Origin of the sequence: Alkalicoccobacillus murimartini (genome assembly GCF_030813245.1) — a bacterium.
In the GTDB taxonomy this organism is placed as follows: domain Bacteria; phylum Bacillota; class Bacilli; order Bacillales; family Bacillaceae_D; genus Alkalicoccobacillus; species Alkalicoccobacillus murimartini.
The window spans coordinates 614,016-637,476 of record NZ_JAUSUA010000001.1; the positions used below are offsets into that span (position 1 = coordinate 614,016).

Annotated in this window: 23 protein-coding genes and 1 riboswitch; all 23 genes read left to right on the plus strand. The window is 39.9% G+C overall.

The features are described 5' to 3' along the window. The first annotated feature begins 29 nt into the window (after nucleotides 1-29). The 23 genes from J2S05_RS03335 to plsY all read left to right on the plus strand — a co-directional run bounded on the left by J2S05_RS03335 (nucleotide 30) and on the right by plsY (nucleotide 23,435). Nucleotides 30-836: a metallophosphoesterase gene (locus J2S05_RS03335; RefSeq protein ID WP_306979876.1), complete on the plus strand. Its 807-nt coding sequence runs from the start codon at nucleotides 30-32 to the stop codon at nucleotides 834-836. A gap of 38 nt (nucleotides 837-874) precedes the next feature. Next, nucleotides 875-1,774: a MerR family transcriptional regulator gene (locus J2S05_RS03340; RefSeq protein WP_306979878.1), complete on the plus strand. Its 900-nt coding sequence runs from the start codon at nucleotides 875-877 to the stop codon at nucleotides 1,772-1,774. 118 nt (nucleotides 1,775-1,892) lie between these two features. Further along, complete coding sequence (locus J2S05_RS03345) at nucleotides 1,893-2,492, plus strand: genetic competence negative regulator (protein WP_306979880.1); 600 nt, start codon at nucleotides 1,893-1,895, stop codon at nucleotides 2,490-2,492. Nucleotides 2,493-2,610: 118 nt separating this feature from the next. Beyond that, the gene (locus J2S05_RS03350) at nucleotides 2,611-3,327 is read left to right on the plus strand and encodes a response regulator transcription factor (RefSeq protein WP_306979882.1); all 717 of its coding nucleotides are present in this window, start codon (nucleotides 2,611-2,613) and stop codon (nucleotides 3,325-3,327) included. Then, nucleotides 3,311-4,759, plus strand: coding sequence for a sensor histidine kinase (locus J2S05_RS03355; RefSeq protein ID WP_306979884.1), 1,449 nt, complete (start codon nucleotides 3,311-3,313; stop codon nucleotides 4,757-4,759). The genes J2S05_RS03350 and J2S05_RS03355 overlap by 17 nt, the downstream gene beginning before the upstream one ends. Beyond that, the gene (locus J2S05_RS03360) at nucleotides 4,759-5,805 is read left to right on the plus strand and encodes a hypothetical protein (protein ID WP_306979886.1); all 1,047 of its coding nucleotides are present in this window, start codon (nucleotides 4,759-4,761) and stop codon (nucleotides 5,803-5,805) included. Before J2S05_RS03355 ends, J2S05_RS03360 begins: the two co-directional genes overlap by 1 nt. 93 nt (nucleotides 5,806-5,898) lie before the next feature. After that, nucleotides 5,899-6,825: a D-alanine--D-alanine ligase family protein gene (locus J2S05_RS03365; protein WP_306979887.1), complete on the plus strand. Its 927-nt coding sequence runs from the start codon at nucleotides 5,899-5,901 to the stop codon at nucleotides 6,823-6,825. Between the two features lie 196 nt (nucleotides 6,826-7,021). After that, nucleotides 7,022-8,284 (plus strand): Glu/Leu/Phe/Val family dehydrogenase, encoded by a 1,263-nt coding sequence (locus tag J2S05_RS03370; protein WP_306979889.1) that lies wholly within the window; start codon nucleotides 7,022-7,024, stop codon nucleotides 8,282-8,284. A 216-nt stretch (nucleotides 8,285-8,500) separates the two neighbouring features. Next, nucleotides 8,501-9,487, plus strand: coding sequence for a YpdA family putative bacillithiol disulfide reductase (locus J2S05_RS03375; RefSeq protein ID WP_306981083.1), 987 nt, complete (start codon nucleotides 8,501-8,503; stop codon nucleotides 9,485-9,487). Further along, on the plus strand, nucleotides 9,484-10,443 hold the full coding sequence (locus tag J2S05_RS03380) for an asparaginase (protein WP_306979891.1): 960 nt from the start codon (nucleotides 9,484-9,486) through the stop codon (nucleotides 10,441-10,443). Before J2S05_RS03375 ends, J2S05_RS03380 begins: the two co-directional genes overlap by 4 nt. A 154-nt stretch (nucleotides 10,444-10,597) precedes the next feature. Next, on the plus strand, nucleotides 10,598-11,269 hold the full coding sequence (gene prsW / locus J2S05_RS03385; protein ID WP_306979893.1) for a glutamic-type intramembrane protease PrsW: 672 nt from the start codon (nucleotides 10,598-10,600) through the stop codon (nucleotides 11,267-11,269). A gap of 3 nt (nucleotides 11,270-11,272) precedes the next feature. Next, nucleotides 11,273-11,437 carry a hypothetical protein gene (locus tag J2S05_RS03390; protein WP_306979896.1) on the plus strand — a complete coding sequence of 55 codons (165 nt, stop codon included), beginning with the start codon at nucleotides 11,273-11,275 and terminating at the stop codon, nucleotides 11,435-11,437. Nucleotides 11,438-11,505: 68 nt separating this feature from the next. Beyond that, nucleotides 11,506-11,608: riboswitch (SAM riboswitch) on the plus strand. 84 nt (nucleotides 11,609-11,692) lie between these two features. Next, entirely contained in the window at nucleotides 11,693-12,796 is a 1,104-nt protein-coding gene (locus tag J2S05_RS03395) for a methionine biosynthesis PLP-dependent protein (protein ID WP_306979897.1), read from the plus strand. Nucleotides 12,797-12,834: 38 nt separating this feature from the next. Next, entirely contained in the window at nucleotides 12,835-14,670 is a 1,836-nt protein-coding gene (locus J2S05_RS03400) for a bifunctional homocysteine S-methyltransferase/methylenetetrahydrofolate reductase (protein ID WP_306979900.1), read from the plus strand. 135 nt (nucleotides 14,671-14,805) lie between these two features. Continuing rightward, nucleotides 14,806-15,741 (plus strand): spore cortex-lytic enzyme, encoded by a 936-nt coding sequence (gene sleB, locus J2S05_RS03405; protein WP_306979902.1) that lies wholly within the window; start codon nucleotides 14,806-14,808, stop codon nucleotides 15,739-15,741. A gap of 20 nt (nucleotides 15,742-15,761) precedes the next feature. Then, complete coding sequence (ypeB, locus tag J2S05_RS03410; RefSeq protein ID WP_306979904.1) at nucleotides 15,762-17,102, plus strand: germination protein YpeB; 1,341 nt, start codon at nucleotides 15,762-15,764, stop codon at nucleotides 17,100-17,102. Nucleotides 17,103-17,242: 140 nt separating this feature from the next. Further along, entirely contained in the window at nucleotides 17,243-17,911 is a 669-nt protein-coding gene (locus J2S05_RS03415) for a flagellar brake protein (RefSeq protein WP_306979905.1), read from the plus strand. A gap of 153 nt (nucleotides 17,912-18,064) precedes the next feature. After that, on the plus strand, nucleotides 18,065-18,739 hold the full coding sequence (cmk, locus tag J2S05_RS03420; protein ID WP_306979906.1) for a (d)CMP kinase: 675 nt from the start codon (nucleotides 18,065-18,067) through the stop codon (nucleotides 18,737-18,739). Between the two features lies 1 nt (nucleotide 18,740). Beyond that, nucleotides 18,741-19,334: a lysophospholipid acyltransferase family protein gene (locus tag J2S05_RS03425; RefSeq protein WP_306979907.1), complete on the plus strand. Its 594-nt coding sequence runs from the start codon at nucleotides 18,741-18,743 to the stop codon at nucleotides 19,332-19,334. Nucleotides 19,335-19,420: 86 nt separating this feature from the next. Further along, nucleotides 19,421-20,575, plus strand: coding sequence for a 30S ribosomal protein S1 (rpsA, locus tag J2S05_RS03430; protein ID WP_306979909.1), 1,155 nt, complete (start codon nucleotides 19,421-19,423; stop codon nucleotides 20,573-20,575). A gap of 117 nt (nucleotides 20,576-20,692) precedes the next feature. After that, nucleotides 20,693-21,295: a YphA family membrane protein gene (locus J2S05_RS03435; RefSeq protein ID WP_306979911.1), complete on the plus strand. Its 603-nt coding sequence runs from the start codon at nucleotides 20,693-20,695 to the stop codon at nucleotides 21,293-21,295. Nucleotides 21,296-21,473: 178 nt separating this feature from the next. Next, the gene (der, locus tag J2S05_RS03440; protein ID WP_306979913.1) at nucleotides 21,474-22,790 is read left to right on the plus strand and encodes a ribosome biogenesis GTPase Der; all 1,317 of its coding nucleotides are present in this window, start codon (nucleotides 21,474-21,476) and stop codon (nucleotides 22,788-22,790) included. 30 nt (nucleotides 22,791-22,820) lie between these two features. Then, nucleotides 22,821-23,435: a glycerol-3-phosphate 1-O-acyltransferase PlsY gene (plsY, locus tag J2S05_RS03445; protein WP_306979915.1), complete on the plus strand. Its 615-nt coding sequence runs from the start codon at nucleotides 22,821-22,823 to the stop codon at nucleotides 23,433-23,435. Nucleotides 23,436-23,461 lie beyond the last annotated feature (26 nt).

Here is a 23,461-nt window from a genome sequence, read left to right on the forward strand (position 1 = left end):
TTGAGTAAAGATGAAATGAGGAGAATTTGTTGAAATGGATTCCTTTGATAGGAGTAGCAGGTCTGCTTAGTATCCCGCTCTTAAAACATATGCATGCTGAAGCCAAGCAAAATCGATTAATCAAACAAACCTTGTATTTTGATGGGTTGCCTAATGCTTTTGAAGACTACAAAGTCTTTTTTATCTCGGATCTTCATCGTAGGGAAATTTCGGCTGCTCTTCTTGCCGAGGTGCAACCGTGCGATATCGTTATCATTGGTGGAGATTTACTCGAGAATGGTGTACCGGCAGACCAAATCAAAAAGAACTTAAGGTCCCTCGCTGCATGTGGCCCGTGTTACTTTGTGTGGGGGAATAATGATGTCGAGATAGATGAACATGTCCTACGAGAGATGCTAAAAGAGACCGGTGTGCAAGAACTGAATAATTCATGTGAAATCCTATCACAAGATGGCCAGTCGATTTTACTCGCAGGTGGAAGCGAACCGATTCAACAAGGTTTGTACGATGGTATGATCGAGCAAGCTAAGCATTATTCGTTTTCCTTGTTTGTTTGCCATTTCCCTCTTGCTTTTAAACAGTTGCCACGAAATCATCCATTTTCTTTTCTACTTGGAGGGCACACACATGGAGGACAAATTAGGTTATTTGGCTTAAGTGTGGCGAAACTTGGATCGTTAAGAAAAGTTAATCATGCAATTCAACTCATTAGCAATGGATATGGAACCAGTAAGCTCCCATTGCGATTAGGTGCGCTACCTGAAACGCACCTCTTTACGTTGAAATCAGGTTCAACAGCGGCAAAGAGCCCTAGTATTCACCATTTTAAAAGCTGAAGTATTGAAATGTCTATGAGCTGGAAGGGGATGAGAATATGACACCATCAGATGGGAAGTATAATATTAAGGCGATATCCACTAAGCTCGGAGTCCAACCAGGCACACTGCGTGCATGGGAGCGCAGGTACAAAGTGATAGAGCCTTCCCGAAATGCTGCCGGACATAGACTCTATTCAGAACAACAGCTTCATGTACTTAACTGGCTGATTAACAAAGTTGAGCAGGGTTTTACCATTGGACAAGCTGTTGATCTAATTGATTTGGAACGATTAACAGATCATGCGGAGCCTAAAAACCATCACGAGCAGTATACGGATCAGCTAGCTAGTGATATTCAAGATGCATTGCTTGCATTTAATGAGTGTGAGGCCTCACAATTACTCAATAAGGCATTTAGCCTTTACAGTATTGAAAAGGTCGCAAGAGATATTCTTGGAACGGTTTTTAGACAAGTTCGTGATTTACGTGAGCAGGATAAGGTTTCTTCTGCACATGAATATATGGCGATCTCTTTTATTGAGGCTAAAATTAAACATATTCTTGTGAATCTGCCAATTGACAGACGTCTTCCGAAAGTTGTGACGGTTTTATATGGTCATCACAAACGTATGAGTCTGGAGTGGCTTCTGTATACGTTATTTCTTAGACATAAGGGGTTTGAGGTCATTTATTTGGGAGAAGGATTATCTACTCAAGATGTCGAATTAGTTTTGCGAGAGGTTAAGCCTGGATTATTCTTCTCTTTTTGCCAAGATGCAGAGCAATTAGATGAAATGACTAATTTTGTTATGTCAATTGATGATCGCTTTCCTAAAATTAGTATAGGGATTGGCGGAGAAGAATGTATACAAGTAGCAGAAACTCAACGTTTTTTTATCGGAACAGAACAGGTGGAATGGGAAGAGTGGTTAAAGAATTGGTTTGCTACTAATTAAACCATTGAAAGACGGGCTTACAGATAAGCACCATATGACGTTTGTTAACATACCGTATGATATGAGAAACGAATTTTGCGGGTATGAGTAGTGGTTTCGCGACAAGGGAGGGACCAATATGCGTCTTGAACGCTTAGCTGTAGATAAGTTTAAAGTGTTTCTAACATTTGATGATATGCATGATCGCGGTATTACAAAAGAAGATTTGTGGCAAGATGTTCCAAAAGTTCATGATTTGTTCCGTGATATGATGCTGGAAGCAGACGATGAGCTAGGGTTTAAGGTGGATGGTCCTATCGCTGTAGAAGTCTTTGCTATGCCGGCTCAAGGAATGGTTTTTATTGTTAGCAAAGGCCAAGCTGATGATGACTTTGATGATGAAGGCTTTGAAGAAGGATATATAGAAATGCAAGTCACATTAGATGAAACAGATGAAATCTTCTACGAGTTATTTCACTTCGAAGCAGCCATTGGTTTAGCTTCTAGATTGTATTCGTTTGGTGTAAAAGGCGGAAAGTTATATTCGTTTCAAGATCGGTTCTTTATCAAGTTTGAAGAGCAGGAAATTGAAGATGTAAATGAAGGAGCTTTTATTGCTTTACTTGCTGAATTTGGAAATCCTTCAACGATTTCATCTTATAGAGTGGACGAATACGGGAAAAGACTCATGGAAACAGACGCCATCAAACAATTATATGATTATTTTATAAAGAGATAGCAAATGGTGCGGTTCCCATTTGCTTTTCTTTTTTTTGGAGGAAATTTAAATAAATATCAAAAAAATGAAGTCGTCTGAACTAATATTTGTTAAAATAGTCCATGAGGTGAACATCAAAGTGGATAATGCTATATTAATAATTGAAGATGATGCAGAAATTGCAAAGATTATACAGGACTATCTTGAACGTGAAGGATACCGAGTGGTCTGGCGAGATGCTGGAGATAAAGGACTCAGTGCATTCCATGAGGATACATTCTCATTGGTGCTCGTAGACTTAATGCTTCCTGGAAAAAATGGATTTGAGGTCTGTCAAGAGATCAGAGAAACCAGTGAAATTCCTATTATTGTAGTGAGTGCGAAGCAAAGTGACCTTGATAAAATCCATAGTCTAGGAATTGGTGCAGATGATTATGTCACCAAACCATTTAGTCCATTAGAGCTTGTTGCTCGGATTCGAGCTCAGATTCGTCGATATCAATCGTATCAGTCGAAGCTTCTCCAGCAAACTCAGAGAGAGCTTGCTTTTTTGGATGTTGTCATTGACCAAAGTGGACGAACGATTTCGTTAGATGGAGAGTATGTTTCTTTTACAGCTAAAGAATACGAACTGTTTATTTACCTGGCTAAAAATCCGGGGCAGGTATTTACGAAGGAGCAACTGTATAGACAGATTTGGCACCAAGCTGATTATGAAGATATTCGTACAGTTACCGTACATATTAAAAATATTCGTCATAAAATAAATGACGGCAAAAAATTCCCGAAATATATTGAAACGGTTTGGGGAGTTGGGTATAAATTTATAGGGCACCAGCATGAGTATTCGACTTAATCTATACATAATATTACTTGTTACTGCTATTGTTCCATTCTTTGTGACATTGCTTTTTTATGTTCAACTAACAAATTGGTATGAGCGAGAAGATTCAGCTGAATATCTTCAGGCTTTATTACGTGTTACACAAATAAGTGAATTTATGAAGGATCGCAGCCAATTAGTTCAACAATCAGATATGTTAAAACAAGCGGTACGATCCGAATTACATGAAAATGAGCATATGGTTGTTTATTCTTCGAGCTATAATCAATTATTCTCGACAAATGAAGGGTACACGTCTGGTACGGTAAATGTAAGTAAACAAGTCATGAGTGGTTTATATGAACTTAAATCCTCTGGGAGACTGTACACCTACAAAGAACCTATTAGAAATGAAAAAGGGGATATTCTTGCCTATTTTGCACTGCAAATAGAGCGGACGGCCGTACAAGAGCAAACCTCGCAGGCTTATTTGTTCTCCATCTTATTTTTTATTTTAGCGGTTGGAGGAACATTAACTCTTGTTCACTTTTCATTGAAAAAAAGAATGATTAAGCCAATTAATTATATTTTGACGGAGATGCAGGATATCGCTAGAGGGTCTGAAAGTGCACATGTTGAATCAAAATTAAAGCAAAAAAATGAAATGAATCAACTCATTGATGGATTTGAAAATATGAATTATCGCCTAGCAGAAGCAAAGAAAAATGAAGAAGAAGAGGTAGCGAATCAACAGAGATTAATCGCTGCTATTTCACATGATCTACGAACGCCACTCACCTCTATTCGGGCGTATGCAGAGGGCATGAGTGACCACCAGGATAAACAGGATGCTTATGCAAAGGTCATTCTCTCGAAAACTGAATTTATGCAGAAGCTTATTAATGATTTATTATCTTATTCAGCCATTCAAGCAACTAGCTTTACGTTAAATCTGCAAGAGGTTGAAGCGGAGGAGTTAGCTGAAATACTCGTGGATGGTTATGAAGAACAATCATTAGACGTTTCGTTTTCATCAGAGATTTTTATTGAGCCTGCAATTGTATCCTGTGATGTGGACCGACTAATTCAAGTCATGGACAATCTTGTGATGAATGCGGTTCGCTATTCAAACGAGGGTGGGGAAGTCTCAATTCTTGTCACGAATAAAAGCAAGTATCTTCCTTCGTTTGTATCATATGAACCCGATCAATTATATATTTTAGTTAGTGATCGTGGTCGTGGGATTCCGAAAGAAGAGCAGGAACGTATTTTCTCTTCTTTTTACCAAATAGAAAAAGAACGTAAGCAAAATAACTTAAGTGGAGTTGGCTTAGGTTTGTCGATATGTCACGAGCTCGTACAAAAACACAATGGAGATATGCGTGTACATTCTAATGGGAAAGGAAGCACTTTTTACTTTTCGATCCCTTGTTCAAATCATATACAGAGAGAGGAAAATGAATAATGAAACGTATTGCCGTATTGGGAGTTAGTTGTTTTTTACTATCAAGTTGTTCGCAACAAATGAATGCAGAGGATATTATTTATGAAGCCTTTGAAAAGGAAGGCGCGGGTGAGGTTTCCTATATTATTGAACGATCAACAACATCTGATGATGCTGAGATCACTACATCAAAAGAGTGGAGAGATGGTCAAAACGCTAGTCGTAAGGAATTCTTTGAAAATGACGAACTTACTTATATTACGGTGAGTAATGAAGGTCTTACAACGTATAAGGATTACCTGGATGAAACGATCACAATCACTGATTTTGGGGAAGATTTAAGCTACATTGGCATGTTAAGTCCACGTCAAGAAGTCGAAGATTATATTAATCATTATAGTAACGATTTTGATGTCACATTTGAAGGTAGTGAAGAGTTACTTGGACGTAATACATTTCACCTGAAATTTGATATTCGAGAAGAGCATGATATTGCTATGATTGGAGAATACGAGTTATGGTTTGATGAACAGACCTGGGTGATCTTAAAAGAACGTCTGAAGGATGGAGATCAATATTTTACAACAGAAGCTGATTCATTTGAAGTGGTTGATGAATTCCCAGATGAAACCTTTGTCTTAGACAATGAGGAGGGCTTTGAAGAGAATGACTTTTTTGATGTGTATTCTCCTGAGCCTACATCATTAGAGGAAGCGCAAGATAAGTTTCATTTGCCTTTTCTTACACTTGATGATTCATTCCAATTTGACTCTGGCTTTATTAGACAGGACCTTGAACATGATGACCGATATGTTTATGATATGACATTCACTGATACACGAGGTTCCGTGAATATCTATGTAGAGACTGAATGGGGTCTGGTAGAAATATATGGGTCTGAAGAAGAAATAGAGGTACGTGATCAATCAGCGCTCCTAGTGGATGAAGAATCATTACTTTCTTTAAATTGGCAAGAAGAAGGATTGCAGTATTTCGTTGAATTTGAAGGGGATTATTCTGCAGAGGATGCAGAAGAAATCGTTACAAATATGCATTTTCCTGAATAAGCAAAAGATAATAGTTGATTTTTGAGGTGACAAGTTTCACTATTAAGAGTGTTGAATAGAGTAAAAGAACAGCTAGGCAGGAGAGTGGATGAAATGAAAGTAGCCGTATTGTATGGTGGAGTATCAGCTGAACGAGAGGTATCCCTATCATCAGGTAAAGGTATTATTGACGCATTAAAACAAAAAGGTCATGACGTGATTGGAATTGATTTTAATCCTGACCGTTTGAATGAAGTCATAGAATTAGAAGTAGATGTTGTTTACATTGCTCTTCACGGTCGATTTGGTGAGGATGGTAAAGTTCAGGCTTTACTTGATATGCTAAAAATCCCTTACGTAGGTTCGGGAGTTCAGGGTTCTGCGCTTGCTTTAGATAAGGCAAAATCCAAGTTGTTTTTCCACCAAGAAGGTACTCGTGTGGCGAAAGAACAAGTTCTTTATAAGCATACATTCAACGAGCAGTCCTTTCGCTGTGAGTTAGAGTTTCCTGTCGTTGTGAAACCTAACCAAGAAGGTTCTACTATTGGATTAACCATTGCAGAAGACGAATCGAGTATGATTGCTGGTATCAAACAGGCGTTTGAGTTTGATCAAACCGTGATGGTAGAGGAATTTATCAGTGGGCGTGAGGTGACCGTTGCCGTTCTCGGTGCCAAAGGTCAAGAACAAGCATTGCCTGTCATTGAAATTGTACCAAAAAACAAATTCTATGATTACGAAGCAAAATATGCAGAGGGCGGAAGTGAACATATTATTCCAGCTCGGTTGAGTGCAGAACAAACAGCTTACGTGCAAAAGCATGCTGTTCGCTCACATCAGATATTAGGTTGTGAAATTTATTCTCGTGTGGACTTTATCGTACCTGAAGACGAAACGCAATTGCCGTGTATTCTTGAAGTGAATACGTTACCTGGTATGACACCAACAAGTTTATATCCGGATGCGGCAAAAGAGATTGGCCTATCCTACCCGGATATGGTAGAAAAGCTTATCCAACTTTCTTTAGAAAAGCAGTCTTAAACGATAAAAAGTATGGTTTCCAAAGGGAGACCATACTTTTTTTGTGATAAAGCTGTGAAATTAAAAGGTTTTATAAGAGAATATCTAAAAAAAAGCTTAAAATGGTGGAAATCTAACACGTTGTTCATTATAGTTAAGGAGAGAGGCTTGTTTCAGAAAAAGAAAACAAGCGATACATAGCTCAGAGGTGAAAGAAATGGATGATTATGACAAACAGATTGATCAGCTCGATGTACTAGGTTCTACTCAAACTGTAATTAAGCAGGCGTTAACGAAGCTTGGCTATCCGAACGAAATGTATGAATTGTTAAGAGAACCACTACGAATGCTTACTGTACGCATTCCCATTCGTATGGATGATGGTTCTACTAAAATCTTTACTGGATACAGAGCGCAGCATAATGACTCTGTTGGTCCAACTAAAGGTGGAGTCAGGTTTCATCCTGATGTTACCGAACGTGAAGTAAAGGCTTTATCGATCTGGATGAGTTTAAAAGCAGGCATTGTTGATCTACCATATGGTGGTGGTAAAGGCGGAATTGTATGTGATCCTCGTGAGATGTCATTCCGTGAGCTTGAACGTTTAAGTCGAGGCTATGTAAGGGCGATTAGTCAAATTGTCGGACCAACTAAAGATATTCCGGCTCCCGATGTATTCACAAACTCCCAGATTATGGCCTGGATGCTTGATGAGTATAGTAAGATTCGTGAATTTGATTCGCCTGGATTTATTACAGGTAAACCTTTGGTACTTGGAGGTTCACATGGTCGTGAATCTGCAACGGCAAAAGGCGTAACGATCTGTATTAATGAAGCAGCCAAGAAAACCGGACTTGACCTTGTTGATGCACGAGTTGTTATACAAGGGTTTGGAAATGCGGGTAGCTTCTTAGCTAAATTTTTACACGATGCAGGAGCTAAGGTTGTTGGTATTGGTGATGCTTATGGTGCTCTTTATGAACCGGATGGCTTAGATATCGATTATCTACTAGATCGTAGAGACAGTTTTGGTACGGTGACGAAACTCTTTAAGAATACAATTACGAATGAAGAGTTGCTTGAGCTTGAGTGTGATATTTTAGTTCCAGCAGCAATAGAGAACCAAATTACAAAAGATAATGCAGCAAACATACAGGCGTCGATAGTAGTCGAAGCCGCTAACGGACCAACAACGATGGAAGCAACGGAAATTCTTTCAGAGCGTGGTATCTTGCTAGTTCCGGATGTATTAGCAAGTTCTGGCGGAGTGACGGTTTCGTATTTTGAGTGGGTCCAAAATAATCAAGGGTATTATTGGACAGATGAAGAAGTAGAAGGAAAGCTTGAGATCGTCATGAGAAACTCATTTAACAACATTTATCAGCTGGCCAAAACGCGTAAAGTCAATATGCGTCTTGCCTCTTATATGATTGGTGTTCGAAAAATGGCGGAAGCATCCAGGTTTAGAGGCTGGGTGTAATCTTCATAAGAAGTTCATGCGTTCTGAACAAATAGTGAGACGACGGAATCTTAGGGTTCCGTTGTTTTTTTGTGGCATGACTTTTATCAGTCCTTAAACCCTGCAAGTGGCTTAAAGAATATGCTATACTTTTTTTGTGAAAAAGCGGCATATTAAGAAGACGATGAGAAAAACTCTCTTCCCTTTTTATGCAGGAATGGAGTGTGACAAACGTTGTTGAAAAAAGAAGAAGTTCTCATTATCGGAGGCGGTCCCTGTGGGTTGGCTGCAGCGATTGCTTGCCAAGATAAAGGACTGCACCCACTAATTATCGAAAAAGATCATATTGTCAGTGCAATCTCAAAATACCCGACTCATCAGACGTTTTTTAGTACAAGTGAAAAGTTAGAAATTGGTGATGTTGCTTTTGTAACAGAAGACCGAAAGCCACATCGTAATCAAGCGTTGGTATATTATCGTAGTGTCGCTGAACGCAAGAACCTTCGTATTCACTCCCATGAGAAAGTCCAAAAGGTGACAAAGCTAGATAATGGATCTTTTCATGTTGTCACAGAGAAAGATGAGTATGAAGCGGCACATGTTGTCATTGCAACAGGATATTATGATTCACCTAACTATATGAATATTGAAGGAGAAGCTCTACCGCACGTGTATCACTATTTTAAAGAGGCGCACCCTTATTTTAGGCAACATGTTGTGGTAATTGGAGGAAAGAACTCTGCAATTGATGCGGCACTTGAGCTTGAGAAAGCGGGGGCCTATGTCACAGCACTATATCGTGGTGAAGACTATTCGCCAAGTGTAAAGCCTTGGATTCTACCTGAGTATGTTTCTCTTGTTAAAAACAACAAAATATCGTTAGAGTTCCAGGCGGAGATTAATCGAATTACTCAGTCAGAGGTAGAGTATTCTGTGTTAGGAGAATCAAAGAAAGTTAAAGCAGATTATGTATTTGCTATGACAGGGTATCATCCAGATCATCAATTTATAAAAAGCATGGGTGTTTCCGTAGATGAGGAGACGGGTAGACCCGAATTCGACGAAGAGACTTATGAAACCAACGTAGAGGGTCTTTTTATTGCGGGGGTCATTGCAGCGGGTAATAATGCCAATGAGATTTTTATTGAAAATGGACGATGGCACGGTGGTAGAATTGCAGAAAAAATTGCAGAATATCAGTCAAAAAAGGAGTCGAATAAATGAAAAAAGTGGTACTGATTACGACCGGTGGCACGATAGCGAGCACCGAGAATAAGGATGGAAAGCTGGTAGCGGGAGAATTAACGGGTGAAGAATTAACGGATTTATGTCAACTCCCAAATGATATACAAGTGACCGTACGTTCGATGTTGCAAAAACCAAGTATTCATATTACACTCGATGACTGGCTAGAATTAAAAAAAGAAATTGATGATGCGTTTAGTGATCCAGAGGTAGATGGAGTTGTAGTGACACACGGCACAGATACCTTAGAAGAGACCGCTTATTTTCTTGACTTAGTGATCACAGATGATCGTCCAGTTATTGTAACGGGCTCTCAACGAGGTCCTGAACAATTAGGAAGTGATGCATTCATTAATCTACGTCATGCTGTGTATGCAGCTTGTCATAAAGATCTTCAACACGTTGGAACGGTTGTTGTTTTTAATGAGCGGATTTTTGCGGCGAGGTATGTCAAAAAAGAGCACGCTTCTAATATTCAGGGTTTTAACGCCTTTGGATTTGGTTATTTAGGCATTATTGATAATGATACAATTTTTCTTTATCAAAAACCAATCAGTCGAGACACCTATACTCTGATTAACCCTTTACCAGACGTTTCCATCGCAAAGATTTATTTAGGCATGAATAAGAAGGTATTAGAAAGTATCTTGCAAGAATCGGCAGGCGTTGTGCTTGAAGGAGTTGGTAGAGGCCAAGTCCCTCCTCACCTAGTATCTGCTCTTGATCAGGCAATACTGAATGGGAAAACAGTTGTTATGACCACATCAGCAGAAGAAGGAAAAGTATATCCAACGTATGAGTATGAAGGAAGCGCTAATGATTTGGAGCAAAAAGGGGTCATTCTAGGCTCGGATTATGATAGCAAAAAAGCGAGAATTAAAACAATGGTGCTTTTGGCTTCAGGCGCAAATATAAGTCTTGGATTTGACCGCTAGTGGCTTTTTCTTGAAAAGGATACTCGATAGGCATATAATGGCTGTACTGCATGTAAAGAAGAGGTTCAAGTCAGGTCCCGGTAGGAAGCATGAACGATCACATATTGATTGAGTATGCATTAGGGTCTGTACTTCGTGGAAAGGCAGGTCGTAGATGTTTTCGTTGCTGACGGCTGCGATAGCTCCTGCAATTGGGCTATTAACGTATTTTTACTTGAAGACCGACTATCGCCGTAAGCTACATGAGACCATCATTCGCACATTTTTAATCGGCATCCTGTTGGTGTTTCCTGTAATGGTGTTGCAATATGCCTTTATAGAGGAAGAGGTCTTCTCACAAGATTGGCTACAAGCACTTATACTTTATGGATTTACTGAGGAATTTTTCAAATGGTTTATTCTTTTTATCTTTGCTTACCAACATGGTACGATCGTACGAAGAAATGATGGCATTGTATACGGTGTGTCTTTATCTCTCGGATTTGCAACGATGGAGAACATCTTTTACTTAATTGCCCACGGGATTGAAACAGCGGTAGGACGAGCTTTAATGCCGGTTTCAAGTCATGCATTATTTGGCATTATTATGGGGTATTATATGAGCAATGCAAAGCTAATACCTGCTAAGAAACGCTGGTATTTGGCGTTGTCATTGATTTTGCCTATAACCTTACATAGTTCATATGATTACATTGTTTTTTTATTTGACCATTATGTTTTGTTCGGAATAATTCCTTTCATGCTGATGCTTTGGGCGTTTGCTATTTACAAAATTAAGCTAGCGCGGAGGCAGGATCAACAATCACCACGTATAAGGAGGAATTAAACCATGTCGGAGGAACGTTATCGAATCGTCATTCGCTGTCCTGAATGCAAGGAGAAGTATATTCTTAGAGGACGCCTTAATGAGGACGGACAATATGAAACGGGATTCAAACGCTGTGTGTGTGGCAATGAGGAACGTTTGAATATTGAAGCATCACCCGAAACGTAAAAACTTCTTGCAATTTTAACGTATGTCCTGTATGTTAAAGTGAATATTCAAAAACTTAATATGTTTTATTCTTATCACGAGAGATGGAGGGAAAGGCCCTGCGAAGTCTCAGCAACCAGCCACATATGGCAAGGTGCTAATTCCGGCAGTTTATAGCTGCTAAGATAAGAGGAAGCTTATGTGCAATAGATAAGCACCTTCTTCTTATTTTAGAGGAAGGTGCTTTTTTTATTTAAAAATTTGGAGGGATCAACAATGTCTAAACAATCAATCGAAACAATTTTGGTGCAAACCGGGAACCGTGTAGATAATCGGACAGGAGCAGTTAACGCGCCAGTCTACTTTTCAACGGCTTTTAGGCATACAGGAATAGGCGAATCAACGGGGTATGATTATGCACGAACTGGGAATCCAACGAGGGAAGTATTAGAGAATGCGATTGCAGAATTAGAGCTAGGAGACGCTGGTTTTGCCTGCAGTTCAGGTATGGCAGCTGTACAAATCGTGTTGTCTCTATTTGAAAACGGTGATGAAATTCTAGCTTCTAAAGACTTGTACGGTGGGACCTATCGTTTATTTGAAGAAGGATGGAATCGCTGGGGTCTAACATTTAACTACTCAGATCCCCGAGATCTAGATACATTTGAAGCGGCCATTACGCCAGCAACCAAAGCGTTATTTATTGAATCACCAACCAATCCGCTTATGCAAGAGGCGTCCATTCCTGATCTTGCTGCTATAGCCAAAAAACACAATGTGCTTTTAATCGTTGATAATACATTTTATACTCCGTTAATCCAACAACCCATTGCGGATGGAGCAGACATCGTTATTCATAGTGCTTCAAAGTACATAAGCGGACATAATGATGTCATTGCGGGCTTAATTGTGGCGAAGGGTAAGGAGTTATCTGAACGAATCGGCTACTACCATAACGGGATTGGCGCAACTCTTTCAGCGTTTGATTCGTGGCTTGTCGTAAGAGGCATGAAAACGTTAGCTTTAAGAATGGAAAAACATGAACAAAACGCAAAGGAAATCGTCGAGTACTTGGAGAATGCAGAAGAAGTAGATGAAGTTCTTTATCCAGGTCGAGGAGGAATGATCTCCTTTAGAGTGAAGGATGAAACATGGATAAATCCGATTTTACAAAATCTGAAGCTCATTTCTTTTGCCGAAAGTCTTGGGGGTGTAGAGAGCTTAATGACATACCCAACAACCCAAACTCATGCGGATATTCCAGAAGATATTCGAATTGCAAACGGTGTGGATAATCGATTACTTCGTTTCTCTGTCGGCATAGAACGATGTCAGGATTTAATTGATGACTTAAAGCAAGCTTTTTCAGCTGTTTATTAAGAAGGTGTGAACCTATAGATAAGCGGGAGGAGATACATGTGGGATTGTTAGAGAGATTAAAGACTGATCTTTTAGTAGGCGATGGTGCGATGGGTACCTTGTTATATGAACGGGGCATTGAACAGCAATGCTTTGAGGAGATTAATATCAGTCATCCGGAAGAAATCATCTCGATTCACAAAGAATATCTACAAGCAGGGGCAAATGTTATTCAAACCAATACATATGCCGCTAATCGCTTAAAACTAATTAAGTATGGTTTAGAGGACAAAACAGTTGAAATAAACAGAAGAGCAGTAGCTCTTGCTAAACAAGCTGCTCAAAATCAGGCATTTGTTGTCGGTACTGTGGGGGGAATTCGCCGCTTTCAAATGGAGGACTCCACATTAACTGAAATCAAAGCTGCATTAACCGAGCAAATTTTGACGTTAGTAGATGAGGGTGTAGACGGTTTATTATTTGAGACTTTTTATGATCTAGAGGAAGCTCTTATGGTGACGTCCATTGCGAAGGAACATAGTGCTCTTCCTGTCATTGTAAATGTGAGTTTAGGGGATATTGGTGTAATGAGTGGTGGGATTCAGGCGACAGATGCTTTTACTCGCTTAACAGACGCAGGAGCAGACGTTGTTGGTTTGAATTGTCGGATGGGTCCGGCTCATATGCTGCGATCGTTTGAAGAGATTCCAATCCCTGACCATAGTTACTTAGCCGTTTACCCAAATGCCAGCTTACCTGATTATCGAGATGGACGATTCTTCTATTCGTCAAATCCAGACTATTTCGCCAATATGACAGGCAAATTTATTGATCAAGGTGCACGTTTGATTGGAGGTTGCTGCGGGACTACGCCTGAACATATTCGAGCAATTGCAGATGCTGTTCAGTCTAGGGAACCAGTTAGAAAAAAAACAATCAAGGTGTCAATTAGGCAACCACTATCTGAACCAACACCTAAGAGGAAAGAAAAAAAGCTAACAGAGCTCGTGAAAGCACGCAAGTCAGTCATTGTTGAATTAGATCCACCTAAAAAGCTAAATACACGAAGGTTTATGGAGGGCGCAATAGCACTAAAAGGGGCAGGGATTGATGCCTTGACGCTAGCCGATAATTCTCTAGCTTCTCCAAGGGTGGACAATCTTGCTCTAGGTACATTAGTGAAAGAGCAGGCTGGAATCAGGCCGCTTGTTCATCTGACATGCCGCGACCGTAACTTAATTGGGTTGCAATCTCATCTCATGGGGTTGCATGCGTTAGGTCTAACAGATGTGTTAACGATTACAGGTGATCCAACAAAAATAGGTGATTTTCCAGGTGCAACCTCTGTATATGATGTCGCCTCCTACCAACTTATTGCGATGATTAAGCAATTAAACGAAGGTTTGTCTTTTTCAGGTAAAGAACTTGGTGAGAAAGCAGATTTTACAATAGGTGCAGCTTTTAATCCAAATGTGAAGTATATCGACAAAGCTGTACAACGATTAGAAAAGAAAATTAATAGCGGGGCAGACTATTTTATGAGTCAACCTGTATATGATCATCATCAGCTAAAGATTATTTATGAGGAAACTAAACATCTAGAGCAACCAATATATATTGGCATTATGCCTTTAGTTAGTTCAAGAAATGCAGAATTCCTCCATAATGAAGTACCAGGAATCAAGTTAACGAATCAAATTAGAGAGGTTATGGCAAGACATGATGGGGATCCTGAAGCTTCTAAGCGTGAAGGTATTGCAATTGCTAAAGACTTAATCGATACAGCGTATGAATGGTTTAATGGCATCTACTTAATTACTCCCTTTATGCATTATGATGTCACGGTTGAACTTTCGAATTATATCCACCAAAAGCAAAGCATTGCCACTAAATAATGCGAATAACGAAACTCGGCTTAGAGCTGAGTTTCTTTTTTTTATGGAAAAACAGATGAATAAAACCTTTTTTCCAACAAAGACTAAAAGCACGCAACGAATATAGTAGCGGATAAAGCGACAGGAGGGAAAAGAATGAACAGGAATAGACAGTATCCCAAAATAAAAAAAGTATGGTTAGGGTTAATTGTAGCTCTATGTATATCTACTTCTCTTAGTGAAGAGGCTCTTGCTTTTTCAGAACAAATTATTCAAAAAGGATCAACGGGTGACGATGTAGTTGAGCTTCAAGCAAGACTACAGTACAACGGTTTTTTTACTGGAAAGATCGACGGAGTGTATGGATGGGGAACGTATTGGGCTGTTCGTAATTTTCAAAACGATTTTGGTATGACAGTGGATGGACTTGTTGGAGATGATATGAAGCAACGCTTGGCAAAGTCTACTAAGTATGATGAAGGCTTTGTACAAAATGCGTTAAATGAAGGGAGAAAATTCACTCATTACGGTGGTACTCCAAAAGAAAAACAGCAGGGACCAAAAGGAAGTGCTAAAGGTGGAAAGAAAGGTGGTCAAGCTAAACACCAACCATCATCTAAACAAAAAGCGTCATCTTCAGCTGGGAATAAAGAAGGTACAGGTGGCGATGAACAACCACAAAAACCTGAGAATGATCAGCCGACTGTTGAAAAAGCCAATAACGTACCATCAGGATATTCAGATAATGATATTCGATTAATGGCTCAGGCCGTTTATGGTGAAGCAAGAGGAGAGCCGTATGTTGGGCAAGTAGCTGTAGCTGCAGTCATTATCAACCGTATCAATAGTGCTACGTTTCCGAATACCGTTTCAGAAGTTATTTATGAACCGAGAGCATTCACGGCTGTAGCGGACGGGCAAATCTACAATGAACCAGATGAAACAGCTAGAAAAGCTGTGATCGATGCTTTAAATGGTCAGGATCCAACAGGCAACGCTATTTATTACTTCAACCCAGTAACAGCGACGTCCGATTGGATTTGGTCAAGAGAGCAAATTAAACGTATAGGCAAACATATCTTTTGTTATTAGAAAGGTGGAGGTGAAGGACTATGTTCCGAAACATCATAATTGGAATTGCAGCAGCCGCACTTATTGGAACTGGATGGTGGGGTTTTCAACAAAAAGGTGAAAGTGATCAGCTTCGAATTCAAGCAGAAAATAGTTATCAACGAGCCTTTCACGATTTAACATTTAACCTGGATCAAATTGAAGATGAGCTCGGAAAAACATTAGCGATGAACACGAGAAGACAGCTGACACCTTCTTTGGCTGAAGTTTGGAGAATCACAAGTTTAGCACAGAAAAACATAGCAGAACTTCCTGTTCAATCAGTGAAAACAAGTGATGCAGAAGAATTCCTCTATAGAATAGGTGACTTCAGCTATCGTACATCCGTTCGTGATTTGGACAAAGAACCCTTAACGGATAAGGAATATCAAACCTTAACGGATTTGCACAAACATGCAGGAACCATTCGTGAGAGCATGCGAAAAATGCAGGCACAAGCGATGAACGACAAACACCGGTGGGTAGAAGCAAGCTTAAATGACGACCAAACACAGGGCGAGGAAAGTGTACCGGGTCAATTTGAACTGATGAATAAATCTGTAGAAGGATTTACTGAAGTAGACTGGGGAGCAAGTAAAGACGCTATTAGAGATATTAATGGTGAGCTGAAGGAAGCCTTAAAAGGAAAAGAGATTACAGAGGAAGAAGCGCAAGAGATTGGTAGGAGCTATGCAGGCGTTGGAAAGGGAGCAAAAGTAAATGTCACTCGTACTGGTAAAGGGCTGGAGTACCCGGCTTACACACTGGTGATTGATGACCCGGACCACGAAGCGCATTATTATATGGATGTGAGTATCAACGGAGGAGAACCGATCTGGTTTATGCAAGATCGTAAAATGGGAAAACAAACGGTTGGTTTAAATGAAGCATCTGAAATCGCTAAAAACTTTTTAGATAATCACGGAAAAAAAGGGATGGAACTTGTTGATAGTACGCAATATGATACGACGGGTGTCTTTGAATATGTGTATAAGCAAGATGAGGCTAGAATCTATCCAGATTCCATTTTAATCGAGGTTGCACTTGATAATGGAGATGTGACAAGCTATGAGGCTAAAGGATATCTTATTAATCATCAAGAGGATCGTGATATCGCAACACCAAAAATTAGTCGCGAGGAAGCTGCAATAAAGGTGAATCCTAAAGTAGAGATCATGGAAGAGCATATTGGTGTGATCAAAAACAACATCAATGAGGAAGTTCTATGCTACGAGTTTTTAGGTGTTCTTGATGATGATTCATATAGAATTTTTATTAATGCAGAAGATGGACAAGAAGAAAAAGTTGAAAGACTTGTTCAGTCTGAACCTGTTTATCAATAATTCAATGAAGGATCCAAAAGTTGATTTGATTGGCTTTTGGATTCTTTATTTTGTTGCTGCTTTATAAGGTGAAGAGCCTTGCCATTTTACCAAATCATGCGATAATAAATAGTATAATAATCAGGAGGGGCGGCGGATTTGTGGAAGTAGGAATGACCTTATATCTGGAGGCGAAACATCAAGAAATGGAGAAACCGGTCCCAGTTTATCGCTGTCGAGTGGTTGACATTGAAGACGGACGTCTCATTATTGATTATCCAATTAATGAAGAAACAAAAAAACCAGCATTTTTTTATGATGGAACACAGTTCAAAACGTGGTGGGTCTCAAAGGAAGAGGCAGTATACTCATTTGAAGCAACCATTCTCGGGAGAAAAAAGGCAGAAATTCCTGTTCTAGTTTTAAATCAACCGGAGCCAGATCAAATTATGAGAATGCAGCGCCGTGAATATGTCCGAATTTCGGCAAGGGCTGATGTGGCTGTACATCCAGCCGGATCCGCTTATTATCCTTTTGCTTCCACAACAGTTGATATTAGTGGAGGAGGCTGTGCGGTCACCCTTCCTAGAAATTATGAGAGTCCACCAGTTGGTGACGTGGTGATGCTTTATCTTGTCCTACACAGACCATCAGGAACTGTGGATTATCTACAAGTCAAAGCAGATATTGTGCGTGTCATACAACCTACGGAACATTCTCAAGAGCGAATTTCGTTTGAGTTTCTTCACTTAGCCAAGCGCGATCGCGAAAAGATCATGACGTATATTTTTGAAAAACAACTAGTAGAAAAAAAGAAAATGAAAATGTAAGTATAGGTGTAGAAGTGGGTAGTAGCAAGGTTTCATTAGACCCAATTCCATAAATATGCTATAATTGCAACGTAGAAAGAATCCTTTTTAGGGTTTTTGAATAAGCAGAATCGTATAAGTGACAAGTGTTACGGATAATTTGAGGTGTATGAAATGAGTGATTCAGTGAATATCGCAATTGATGGACCTGCTGGTGCTGGAAAAAGCACGGTTGCAAAGCTTGTATCAGAAGAACTAGGCTTTTTGTATATTGACACAGGTGCAATGTATAGAGCGTTAACGCTTGCTGCAATAAGAGAGAATGTTAACACACTAAATGAACGTGATTTAAGTGAATTATTGAGTCAGTGTCGTATTCAATTGTTAGTTGATCAGAATGGCTCCAGAGTCCTTTTGAATGACAAAGACGTTACAACAGACATACGTTCAGATGAGGTTAACAAGGCCGTATCACTTGTCTCAAGTTATCAATCTGTTCGTGAAGAGATGGTAGAACGTCAGCGCCAGCTTGCGAGTATAACAAATAGCGTACTCGACGGTCGTGATATTGGTACATTTGTGCTCCCGAATGCCCGTCTAAAAGTATTTTTGACGGCAACTGTTACGGAGAGAGCACGTAGACGTCATGAAGAGCAGTTAAGTAAAGGCATGCCTTCAGATTACGAACAGTTACAAGCCGATATTGCCAAACGGGATGAACTGGACTCAACTAGAGCATTTGCACCACTTAAAAAAGCAGAAGATGCCGTGGAGATTGATACAACCACATTATCTATTGCTGAAGTTGCCCAAGCCATTACAGATTTGGCAAAAGAGCGGACACTTTAAGATGGGGTTATATCAAGTAGGTCAATTTGTCTGCCGTGTTTATTTATCAACGTTTTACAAAATAGAGATTGAAGGCAAAGAGAACATTCCTGAACAGGGAGGGGTTCTACTTTGTTGCAACCATACTAGTAATCTCGATCCGCCTTTTCTAGGAGCCTATATAAAACGACCAACTAGGTATATGGCTAAACAAGAATTGTTTGAGAAGCCTATATTAAAACAATTGCTACCAAAGCTAGGCGCATTTCCAGTAAAACGCGGTGGAGCTGACAAACAAACGTTGCGAAAAGGGATTTCATATCTAAATGACAATGAAATCTTAGGCCTCTTTCCAGAGGGGACAAGAAGCAAAGATGGTATGCTGGGTAAAGGTTTGGCGGGTGCTGGATTCTTTGCTTTGAAAACTGAAGCAGTAGTTGTTCCATGTGCGATAGTTGGTGGATATAAACGTGGAAAAGCATTAAAGCTAATCTACGGAGAACCCATTGATTTAAGCAAAGAGCGTCAAGAAAAAGCGAACTCAGCAGAAGTAACAGAAACCATCATGACAGAAATACAAAAGCTATTGGATCAACACCAACAACCTCAGGATTAAAATTCTTTCATTCATTTGAAAGATTTTTATAAAACTAGTTTGATACCGCTCATTTAATTTGCGGGGATTGAAGGAGGCAGATGTCAATGGTCGAAGATTTGAATAATGAAGTATCTGAAATGAAATCATTCTCTGTTGGAGATATTGTGACGGGTAAGGTAACGAAGGTAGAGGATAAGCAAGCCTTTGTTGATGTGGGTTTTAAGGTAGATGGTATTGTGCCGATTAGTGAGCTATCAAGCCTCCACATAGAAACTGTCAGTGATGCTCTAGCAGTTGATGATGAACTCGAACTCAAAATTCAGAAGGTCACTGATGATGAACTCGTTCTATCTAAACGCGCTGTACAGGCTGAAAAAGCGTGGGAACGACTGCAAGCTGCTTTTGAATCAGGTGAAATTATTGAGGCAGAAGTTGCAGATGTTGTAAAAGGCGGTCTAGTTGTGGATGTAGGTGTTCGTGGATTTATCCCGGCCTCCTTAGTAGAAAGACATTTTGTTGAAGACTTTTCAGACTACAAAGGTCGAGTTCTCCGATTAAAAGTGGCTGAAATTGATAAAGAACATAACAAACTTATTCTTTCTCAACGAGCAGTGCTTGATGAAGAAGTAGAAGTAAATAAACGTAAAATTCTTGATTCCCTCCAACCGGGTGATACTGTTGAGGGAACCGTTCAGAGATTAACTAATTTCGGTGCGTTTGTAGATGTTGGTGGTGTAGATGGGCTTGTGCACATCTCTCAACTAGCTCATTATCGTGTCGAAACGCCTTCTGAAATTGTCACTGAGGGTGATAAAGTAAAAGTTAAGATTCTTTCGGTGGATTCTAATAGTGAGCGTGTTTCTCTCTCCATAAAAGATACAGAACCTGGTCCATGGGAGAAGGTTGCTCAGCAGTTCTCAGTAGATGATGTTATTGAGGGTACAGTCAAGCGACTTGTATCATTTGGAGCGTTTGTCGAGGTAGCGCCTGGCATTGAAGGTCTTGTGCACATTTCACAGATTGCTAACCGACACATCGGAACACCGTCTGAGGTATTAAGTGAGGGAGAAAGTGTTCAGGTCAAAGTGCTTGAAGTGAGCGCAGAAGATAAACGAGTCTCTCTTAGTATTAGAGAGCTTTTAACAGATGATGAAGGAAGTCAAGAATATGCTCAATATGACAAGAGCCGTGAAGAAGATTCCGGCGGTTTTTCATTAGGGGATATGATTGGTGACCAATTAAAGAAATATAAACAATAAAAAACACACAGAACGAAACCAGTAGCCACTTTTAATTAGAGGCTACTGGTTTTTTGAGGTTTAACGACTGTTTTTTCGCCCATACTAGAATATGAAACTAGGATAGGGGGAAAAATCATGGAAGGGCTTATCATGTATTGGTTCAGCTGGTGTGCGTGGATTGTCGTGACGTTTTTAGTACCAAAATCAATGAATCGGTATAAATGGTCTATGTTTATCTTATTCTTTATTGTCTTTTATTCAATAGATGTGACCGTGCCTTCTGGGCAATTAAATCTTGGCTTTATTTGGCTGAGCGTAGGCTGTTATCGATGTTTTCAGCTTCAAACAAAACAGAAACTATTTACGTGGTTCCTTTCTGTTTGGCTAATAACTGCTGTCTACGCAGGGTTTGTCCTATGGTCTATCTATGACCCAATTATTCTTTTTGCTGAAAAGCAGTGGATTGTGGCTGGCCTCATTTTCTGTGTAGGCTACTTAATCATGAAGCCTTCGTTTTCGCGAATTATTGTTGTCACATTAGGTATGCTTCATGGAGAAGTACTCGTTCATCTTATTTTTGTTCAAATATGGGGGTCATATGAAATTGGAGACGGGATTTTCTTTGACGCATTAGCAGCCACACAAGGGTTATTTTGTGCCCATCTCATTCTTAAAATTGGACTTGAAATGGCTAAACGACTGACAGAAAACAGCTCTCATGCATCACAAAGCCTATAAAACCTTTGATATAGGGTCGACAAGCACGGTGAGATTTAGTAAGATAAGTAAGTTAGAAACGGCAAAGAATGCGCTCGATCAACGAGTGGATGATCGTGTCGTTTTTTCGTATGAATGATGTCTGGTGAAATCTGATTGCTCAGATTCATACTGGCATTTAGAGAAAGGTTGTGGCGCTGTGACTAAACCAGTCGTAGCCATTGTAGGACGTCCAAACGTCGGAAAATCTACAATTTTTAATCGTATTGTAGGAGAAAGAATTGCTATCGTAGAGGATATTCCTGGGGTAACTCGTGATCGAATCTATAGTCAAGGTGAATGGCTAGATACGGAATTTCAGGTGATCGATACAGGCGGTATTGAAATTGGTGATGAACCATTGTTGGTTCAGATGCGTGCGCAAGCAGAGTTAGCTATTAAAGAGTCAGATGTCATTATTTTTATGGTTAATGGCCGTGAAGGTATTACGAATGCTGATCAAGAAGTGGCTAAGCTTTTATTCCGCTCAAAAAAACCAGTTGTATTAGCTGTGAACAAAATTGATAACGTTGAAATGCAACAACAATTGTACGAGTTCTATTCATTAGGTATGGGTGAGCCTTTTGGTATCTCTGGTTCTCACGGCTTAGGACTTGGTGATATGCTCGATGAAGTGAAAAGTCACTTCCCTGAACAAGAAGACGATGGGTATGATCCGGATACCATTCGAATTGCATTAATTGGTAGACCGAATGTAGGGAAGTCTTCCCTTGTGAACAGTATGCTTGGTGAAGAACGAGTCATTGTTAGTGATATTGCCGGAACAACAAGAGATGCAATTGATACTCCGTTTACAAAGGATGATCAAGACTACGTAGTCATTGATACGGCAGGGATGCGTAAGCGTGGGAAAGTCTATGAGTCCACTGAAAAATATAGTGTGCTTAGAGCTTTAAAGGCGATCGAGCGAGCGGATGTCGTATTAGTTGTTATCAACGCTGAGGAAGGCATCATTGAACAAGACAAGAAAATAGCAGGCTATGCTCATGAAGCTGGCCGAGCGATTCTGTTTGTTGTTAACAAGTGGGATGCAGTGCCAAGTAAAGATGATAAAACGATGCAGAATTTCGAACGGAAAATTCGTGAAGAATTTTTGTTTTTAACGTATGCACCTATCCTTTTCTTATCTGCACTTACACGTCAACGGATGCAACACTTGCTACCACTAGTTAATAAAGTAGCCGAAAACCATACGCTTAGGGTAGCCACTCATGTCTTAAATGACATGATAATGGACGCGGTTGTTATGAATCCAACACCTACAGATAAAGGGAAACGACTCAAGATTAACTATGTTACACAGGTAGCTGTTGGCCCGCCAACCTTTGTCTTTTTTGTTAACGAGCCTGAACTTATGCACTTTTCATATCAAAGGTTCTTAGAAAATCGACTGCGAGCGACGTTTGAGCTTGAAGGTACACCAGTTAAAATTATTGCAAGAAAGAAAAATGACTAATAGAAAACAGATAGTGGGAGGAGAACGAATATGGGACTAGCCCTTCTGGTTTCCATAAGTATTGGCTATCTGCTTGGTTCCATCAGCTTCAGTTATTTGATAGGAAAAAAATTGCTGAAGTTGGATATCCGCACAATGGGTAGTAAAAGTGCCGGAGCGACTAATACGCTTCGAGTGATGGGCAAGGGGCCAGCTATTTCTGTTTTAGTTCTGGACATTGCTAAAGGAATTGTAGCAGTTTGGCTTGGTGTCATACTAGGTGACGGGAATGCTTGGGTTCCCACCCTTGCAGGTCTCGCGGCAATACTAGGTCATAACTGGCCAATCTATTTTGGTTTTAGAGGGGGAAAGGGTGTAGCAACTACCATTGGTGTAATTGCTACGCTTGTCTTATTTCCGGCCCTTCTAGCAGGTGTTATTGCAATTGGTAGTATTTTTGTGACGCGCTATGTATCACTCGGATCCTTACTTTTTGTTGTACTTACGCCATTGTCTACGTGGTTGTTAATGAATTATTATGATTATCCTATAGAATACTTTTATTTAACCGTAGCCGTTGCACTGCTTTCCTTATGGAAACACCGCACAAATATTCAACGTCTGTTAACGGGCACTGAGAATAAACTAGGTGCAAAAAAAGCATAATTGACAATGCAGTGTGAGGAGATGAA

What these genes read in the sequence shown, in the direction of transcription:
- J2S05_RS03425 (WP_306979907.1), top strand. Translation starts at nt 18,741, where the DNA reads ATGGGGTTATATCAAGTAGGTCAATTTGTCTGCCGTGTTTATTTATCA.
- J2S05_RS03380 (WP_306979891.1), top strand. Translation starts at nt 9,484, where the DNA reads ATGAAAAAAGTGGTACTGATTACGACCGGTGGCACGATAGCGAGCACC.
- sleB (WP_306979902.1), top strand. Translation starts at nt 14,806, where the DNA reads ATGAACAGGAATAGACAGTATCCCAAAATAAAAAAAGTATGGTTAGGG.
- J2S05_RS03340 (WP_306979878.1), top strand. Translation starts at nt 875, where the DNA reads ATGACACCATCAGATGGGAAGTATAATATTAAGGCGATATCCACTAAG.
- cmk (WP_306979906.1), top strand. Translation starts at nt 18,065, where the DNA reads ATGAGTGATTCAGTGAATATCGCAATTGATGGACCTGCTGGTGCTGGA.
- J2S05_RS03435 (WP_306979911.1), top strand. Translation starts at nt 20,693, where the DNA reads ATGGAAGGGCTTATCATGTATTGGTTCAGCTGGTGTGCGTGGATTGTC.
- J2S05_RS03370 (WP_306979889.1), top strand. Translation starts at nt 7,022, where the DNA reads ATGGATGATTATGACAAACAGATTGATCAGCTCGATGTACTAGGTTCT.
- prsW (WP_306979893.1), top strand. Translation starts at nt 10,598, where the DNA reads ATGTTTTCGTTGCTGACGGCTGCGATAGCTCCTGCAATTGGGCTATTA.
- J2S05_RS03365 (WP_306979887.1), top strand. Translation starts at nt 5,899, where the DNA reads ATGAAAGTAGCCGTATTGTATGGTGGAGTATCAGCTGAACGAGAGGTA.
- plsY (WP_306979915.1), top strand. Translation starts at nt 22,821, where the DNA reads ATGGGACTAGCCCTTCTGGTTTCCATAAGTATTGGCTATCTGCTTGGT.
- J2S05_RS03390 (WP_306979896.1), top strand. Translation starts at nt 11,273, where the DNA reads ATGTCGGAGGAACGTTATCGAATCGTCATTCGCTGTCCTGAATGCAAG.
- J2S05_RS03360 (WP_306979886.1), top strand. Translation starts at nt 4,759, where the DNA reads ATGAAACGTATTGCCGTATTGGGAGTTAGTTGTTTTTTACTATCAAGT.
- J2S05_RS03345 (WP_306979880.1), top strand. Translation starts at nt 1,893, where the DNA reads ATGCGTCTTGAACGCTTAGCTGTAGATAAGTTTAAAGTGTTTCTAACA.
- rpsA (WP_306979909.1), top strand. Translation starts at nt 19,421, where the DNA reads ATGGTCGAAGATTTGAATAATGAAGTATCTGAAATGAAATCATTCTCT.
- J2S05_RS03355 (WP_306979884.1), top strand. Translation starts at nt 3,311, where the DNA reads ATGAGTATTCGACTTAATCTATACATAATATTACTTGTTACTGCTATT.
- ypeB (WP_306979904.1), top strand. Translation starts at nt 15,762, where the DNA reads ATGTTCCGAAACATCATAATTGGAATTGCAGCAGCCGCACTTATTGGA.
- J2S05_RS03395 (WP_306979897.1), top strand. Translation starts at nt 11,693, where the DNA reads ATGTCTAAACAATCAATCGAAACAATTTTGGTGCAAACCGGGAACCGT.